This window comes from Flavobacterium sp. (assembly GCF_044361015.1).
In the GTDB taxonomy this organism is placed as follows: domain Bacteria; phylum Bacteroidota; class Bacteroidia; order Flavobacteriales; family Flavobacteriaceae; genus Flavobacterium.
Window position 1 is genome coordinate 1 of the sequence record NZ_JBIKJL010000084.1, and the last position, 6,117, is coordinate 6,117.

A 6,117-nucleotide genomic window follows, 5' to 3' on the forward strand; every position below is an offset into this window, starting at 1 on the left:
TTGCACCTTCTGCTTCACGTAATTTAATTCGGTTTTCGATGTCTTTTGCAGCACGGTAGGTAGCACTTTCACCGGCATAAGCAGAAGTGGCCATTTCAGCCAATTTATATCGAATGGCTCCAAATTGAGCGATTGGTATATTGAACTGAATTCTTTCGTTAGCATAATTAATGGCGTTGGAAGTCACTCTCCGTTGAGCATCCAAACAAGCGGCAGCCAATTTGATTCGGCCTACGTTTAACGCGTTCATGGCAATTTTGAAACCTTCACCACGTCCGGCTAACATATTTTCAACCGGTACTTTGGTATCTGAAAAGAACACTTGACGAGTAGAAGAGGCACGGATTCCTAATTTATGTTCTTCTTCGTTCATGGTAATTCCGTTGGACGGGTCGTTCTCTATAATAAAACCGGTAATATTTTTATCGTCTTCAATTCGAGCAAAAACGATGAATAACGAGCAAAATCCGGCGTTGGATATCCACATTTTTTGTCCGGTAATGTTATAATGTGTTCCATCTGCTGACAATACAGCTTTTGTTTTTCCTGAATTGGCATCAGAACCTGCTCCCGGTTCAGTTAAACAATAGGCTCCAAACCATTCACCTGAGGCTAATTTTGGAACGTATTTTTTCTTTTGCTCCTCTGTTCCGTACAAAGTAATTGGCATCGTTCCAATTCCTGTGTGAGCACCAAAAGCAGTTGAAAATGAACCGGTTGCACCTGAAATGTAATCGCATACTAAACATGTATCTACAAATCCCATTCCCATTCCGCCATAGGCTTCCGGTACCGCAACACTCAAAAAGCCCATTTCTCCAGCTTTTCGCATTACTTCTTCGGTAAATGCATAATCTTTCTTTTCAAATCGGTCTTTATTTGGCCAAATTTCTTTGTCCACAAATTCTTTAACCGAATCACGCATCATGATTTGCTCTTCTGAGAAATCTTCGGGTGTGAATACGTTTTCACATTTGGTTTCTTTGACTAGGAATTGTCCTCCTCTTGTTATGTCTTCCATAATTAGTTTTTTAATCTTTTATATTTTTGGAACACAGAATTTAAAAATTAGAGAAATTTTTAAAATTTTATAAATTTCTTAAATTTATGTTCTTTTGTTTTTTTATTTCATGAAGGCCTCGTTTCCCCTTTGGGGGTTAGGGGGCTTATAGCAATTCAAAAATTCCCGCAGAACCTTGTCCGGTTCCCACGCACATACTCACAATGCCGTATTTACTACCTCGTAATCGCATTTCATCAAACAATTGAACCGATAGTTTAGCTCCAGTACAACCTAGCGGATGTCCTAAGGCAATCGCACCTCCGTTCACGTTCACGATATCAGGATTTAATCCCAATTCTCGAACTACGGCTAATGATTGTGATGCAAACGCTTCGTTTAATTCGATTAAGTCAATGTCATTTAAAGTTAAACCGGCTTGTTTTAATGCTTTCGGAATAGCTTTTACCGGACCGATTCCCATGATTCTAGGTTCTACTCCGGCTGATGCGAAATTGACTAATCGTGCGATGGGTTTTATACCTAATTCGTTTACCAACTCTTCACTCATAATTAAAACAAACGCGGCACCATCACTCATTTGTGATGAGTTTCCTGCTGTTACCGAACCATCAGCAGCAAACACCGGTTTTAAATTACCCAATGCCGCAACTGTTGTGTCAGCTCTCGGACCTTCGTCTTTTTTTACGACATACGATTTGGTTTCTTTTTTACCATTTTCATTGATAAATGTTTGTTCCACAGTGATTGGCACGATTTGTTTGTCAAATTTTCCTTCGGCCTGAGCTTTTAAAGCTTTTTGGTGGGAATGAAAAGCAAATTCGTCTTGGTCTTCACGCGACACGTTGAATTGTTTGGCGACAGCTTCAGCTGTTAGACCCATTCCCCAATAATAATCCTCATTACCTGATGCTGCAACTGCATAATCGGGGGTAGGTTTATAGCCTCCCATTGGAATAAAACTCATGCTTTCGGCTCCGCCTGCAATGATACAATCAGCCATTCCGGATTGAATTTTAGCGGTTGCCATTCCAATCGTTTCTAAACCGGATGCACAGTAACGATTGACGGTTACACCCGGAACATCGGTGACTTTTAATCCCATTAAGGAGATTAAACGACCTACGTTTAAACCTTGTTCGGCTTCGGGCATTGCGTTTCCAACCATCACGTCGTCGATGCGTTTTTTGTCGAAATCAGGTAGCTCGTTCATCATGAATTGAATGGTTTCTGCTGCCAATTCATCAGGTCTTTTGAAACGGAATACTCCTTTTGGGGCTTTTCCGACGGCGGTTCTGTATGCTTTTACTATGTATGCTGTTTTCATATCTTTTTTATTTGTATAATGTATTGTTGTATAATGTATATTGAAGCGATTACATTTTTTTTTCAATAGAACTTTTCAGTTTAATTATCATGTTTTGTATATGCTGTACTTCGGCTTCAAGAAATGTAAAATCATCTTGATTTATAAAATTTAAATTTTTACAAATAATTAATTGAGTTTCAAATTCAAAAGCTGAACCTAAAGAAATTCCTAAAAAGTTATTAAAATCTTTGTCAGTGTTTCTTCCACATCCTTCTGCAATATTTGAAGGAATTGAAACGGCACAACGTCTTATTTGTGATGTTAAACCATAAATTTCTTCTTTAGGAAAACTTTGAGATTTTAAATAGGTATTGGTAACAAGTTCAATAGCTTTCTGCCAAACTTTCAATTCTTTAAAATAATTCATAAGCATTAATTTTACATTATACAATTTTACAATATACATTATACAATTAATTTCTCAACGGCTTCCCTTTGGTTAACATAAACTGAATACGCTCCAATGTCTTTCTTTCAGTACACAAACTCAAAAATGCCTCTCTTTCAATATCCAACAAATACTGCTCACTTACCAATGTAGGTTCTGATAAATCACCACCTGCCATTACATACGCCAATTTGTTAGCAATTTTTCTATCGTGTTCCGAAATGTATTTTCCGGCTTGCATTTGGTCGGTTCCTACTAAGAACATTCCCAACGCTTGTTTTCCTAATACTTTAATGTCTTTGCGTTGGATAGGTTTTGTGTATCCTTGTTCTGCCATTTGCAAGGCAACTTGTTTTGCAACTGCAATTTGACGATCACGATTCACAACAACTATATCTTTTCCCTTTTGAAGAATACCGAAATCAAAAGCTTCATAAGCAGAAGTGGCTACTTTTGCCATTCCGATGGTTAGGAAGTATTCTTGTAGTACATTTAATTCGACGTCGTTTTTGTGGAATAAATCGGAGGCACGTACAGTCATTTCTTTCGAACCTCCTCCGCCGGGAATGACTCCGACACCAAATTCCACTAAACCAATATAGGTTTCTGCAGCAGCAACCACTCGGTCGGCGTGCATTGTCATTTCGCAACCACCACCTAACGTCATTCCGTGTGGAGCAACGACTACCGGAATAGAGGAGTAGCGGCAACGCATCATCGTGTCTTGGAACATTTTGATAGCCATATTCAATTCGTCATATTCTTGTTCAACGGCCATCATAAAAATCATTCCGATGTTGGCACCTACAGTGAAATTAGCTCCTTGGTTTCCAATAACTAATCCGTTGTATTCTTTTTCAGCTAAATCGATGGCTTTGTTGATTCCTTGCAACACACCGCCACCAATCGTATTCATTTTAGAGTGGAATTCTAAATTCAATATTCCATCGCCTAAATGATGAATTGTGGCATCGGAATTACCCCAAACTTTTTGACTTTCTCTTATATTGTTTAAGATGATAAACGCATCTTGACCCGGAATTTTTTCCTGCGATTTGGTTGGGATATTGTAAAAATGTGTTGCACCATTTTTAACCGTGTAAAAAGAAGTATTTTCAGAAGCTACCATTTCAGTCACCCAAGCAGCCGGTTCATAACCTTCGGCAAGCATCATTTCAATTCCTTTGGCTACACCGATGCTGTCCCAAATTTCAAACGGACCATTTTCCCAACCGAAGCCGGCTTTCATGGCATCGTCGATTTTATATAATTCATCAGATATTTCAGGAATTCTATTAGAACAATACGCAAACATAGCTGCGAAATTCTTTCTATAAAAATCACCCGCTTTGTCTTTTCCTTTCACTAACACTTGGAAACGATCGATTGGTTTGTCAATGGTTTTGGTTAATTCTAAGGTGGCAAAAGAGGCTTTTTTATTCGGGCGGTATTCCATCGTGTCTAAATCCAATGATAGAATATCTTTGTCGACTTTTTTATAAAAACCTTGTTTGGTTTTGCTTCCCAACCATTTATTCTCCATCATTGTATGGATGAAAGAAGGTAATTTGAACAAATCATGAGCTTCGTCATTCGGACAGTTTTGCTCAATTCCATTTGCGACATGCACTAATGTATCCAGACCAACTACATCAACGGTTCTAAACGTCGCCGATTTTGGTCGGCCGATGACAGGACCGGTTAATTTATCCACTTCTTCGATGGTTAGCCCCATTTCTTTTACTTGGTGAAACAGACTCATGATACCGAAAATTCCAATCCGGTTGCCAATGAATGCCGGAGTATCTTTGGCTACGACCGAAGTTTTTCCTAAGAATTGTGAACCATAATTGGTTAGGAAATCTAAAACGGATTTGCTTGTTTTTGGCCCGGGAATGATTTCAAACAATTTTAAATAACGAGCCGGGTTGAAGAAGTGCGTTCCGCAAAAATGCTGTTGGAAATCTTCCGTTCTTCCTTCACTCATAAATTGAATCGGAATTCCGGATGTGTTGGAAGTTACCAACGTTCCCGGTTTTCTATATTTATCCACTTGTTCGAAAACGAGTTTCTTAATATCTAAACGTTCCACTACCACTTCGATAATCCAATCTACAGAAGCAATTTTCCGCATATCATCCGTTGTATTTCCTGTTGAAATTCGGTTGGCAAATTTCTGACTATAAATAGGAGAAGGGTTCGATTTTAAAGCATTCATTAAACTGTCATTTACAATGCGGTTGCGAACTGCTTTACTTTCTAAAGTGAGTCCCTTTTTCTCTTCCGATTCGGTTAAGGCATTTGGAATGATGTCTAACAAAAGTACTTCAACACCAATGTTTGCAAAGTGACAAGCAATACCGGAACCCATAATTCCGGATCCGATGACAGCCACTTTTTTAATTGTTCTTTTCATTTTTATATTCTTATTGCAGGTCTCAGGTTACGAGTTTCCGCTGGTTTTTAGTTAGTTATATTTTTAGAACACAGATTTAAAAAATTAGAAAAATCTAGAAAATCTTCTTTTCGTTAATTAATGTATTGATCACATCGGCGACCTCCATGAAATGCTGTAATTTTTCTTCGGTTATGTTTTGTTTGACAACTTCGTTAAATTTTAAAACAGTTGATTTGGATAATTCTCTTTTTTCCTTACCCAATTCCGTTAAGTATATTAGGACACCGCGACCGTCTTCCGGATTTTTTTTACGGATAATTAATCCTTTTTCTTCTAATGTTTTTAAAGTACGAGTAAGGCTAGTGGGTTCCATTCCCATTCTGTTGCTGATATAGGTGGAGGGGGTCCCTTCTTCTTTATCTATGCTGAGGAGGGCGAAACCTATGGCCATGGAGCCTTCGTAATTTGAAGCTTCATCGTTGTACATCCGGGCGACGGATTGCCAAGTTGCTCGAAGGATATAGTCTATGGTTTTGTCTTTCATGTTTTTCGCAAAAGTTTTCAAAGTTATATAAAATTTATTATGCACGCATAGTATTTTTTAATTTTTAACACATTTTTTGTTAAGTAGTGTTTTGTTTGGTTGTGTTGTTGTTTTAGGTGGTTTTTTTTTGGTGGTAGTGGTTTTTTGGGTATTTATTTATTTTATTGGTTTTTGTGCTGATTTTTTTGTGATTTATGAAAATCTTGTTCCGTTTTCGGGTAATCTTGTTCCGTTTTCGGGTAATCTCGTGTCGGAATAGGATAATCTCGATGTTTTTGGGAAAGGTTTTCGATTTGAAGGGATAGGAATGGTAAGGGTTTTTATAGTTTTTTTGATTCTTTTGGTTTTATGGGATTGAACGCGGCAGACGCAAATGACGCGGATTAAATGGATTTTT

The 6,117-nt window shown here is 38.0% G+C and carries 6 protein-coding genes; all 6 read right to left on the reverse strand.

What is annotated here, in order from left to right:
* Positions 1-1,021, reverse strand: a 1,021-nt coding sequence (locus tag ACIQ2Z_RS12230; protein WP_396184448.1) for an acyl-CoA dehydrogenase family protein, incomplete at its 3' end; no start/stop codon positions are given.
* Positions 1,022-1,166: 145 nt separating this feature from the next.
* The gene (locus tag ACIQ2Z_RS12235; RefSeq protein WP_396184449.1) at positions 1,167-2,348 is read right to left on the reverse strand and encodes an acetyl-CoA C-acyltransferase; all 1,182 of its coding nucleotides are present in this window, start codon (positions 2,346-2,348) and stop codon (positions 1,167-1,169) included.
* Positions 2,349-2,397: 49 nt separating this feature from the next.
* A complete protein-coding gene (locus ACIQ2Z_RS12240) occupies positions 2,398-2,757 on the reverse strand; it encodes a four helix bundle protein (RefSeq protein WP_396184451.1) in 360 nt (119 codons plus the stop codon).
* Between the two features lie 46 nt (positions 2,758-2,803).
* Positions 2,804-5,194 (reverse strand): 3-hydroxyacyl-CoA dehydrogenase NAD-binding domain-containing protein, encoded by a 2,391-nt coding sequence (locus tag ACIQ2Z_RS12245; RefSeq protein ID WP_396184452.1) that lies wholly within the window; start codon positions 5,192-5,194, stop codon positions 2,804-2,806.
* Positions 5,195-5,288: 94 nt separating this feature from the next.
* Positions 5,289-5,720 carry a MarR family winged helix-turn-helix transcriptional regulator gene (locus ACIQ2Z_RS12250; RefSeq protein ID WP_396184454.1) on the reverse strand — a complete coding sequence of 144 codons (432 nt, stop codon included), beginning with the start codon at positions 5,718-5,720 and terminating at the stop codon, positions 5,289-5,291.
* Positions 5,721-5,912: 192 nt separating this feature from the next.
* The coding region (locus ACIQ2Z_RS12255; protein ID WP_396184453.1) for a hypothetical protein at positions 5,913-6,117 on the reverse strand (205 nt) is incomplete at its 5' end.

Excerpts from the sequence above, each read along its gene's own strand:
- ACIQ2Z_RS12245 (WP_396184452.1), bottom strand. The coding sequence starts at position 5,194 with ATGAAAAGAACAATTAAAAAAGTGGCTGTCATCGGATCCGGAATTATG.
- ACIQ2Z_RS12250 (WP_396184454.1), bottom strand. The coding sequence starts at position 5,720 with ATGAAAGACAAAACCATAGACTATATCCTTCGAGCAACTTGGCAATCC.
- ACIQ2Z_RS12235 (WP_396184449.1), bottom strand. The coding sequence starts at position 2,348 with ATGAAAACAGCATACATAGTAAAAGCATACAGAACCGCCGTCGGAAAA.
- ACIQ2Z_RS12240 (WP_396184451.1), bottom strand. The coding sequence starts at position 2,757 with ATGAATTATTTTAAAGAATTGAAAGTTTGGCAGAAAGCTATTGAACTT.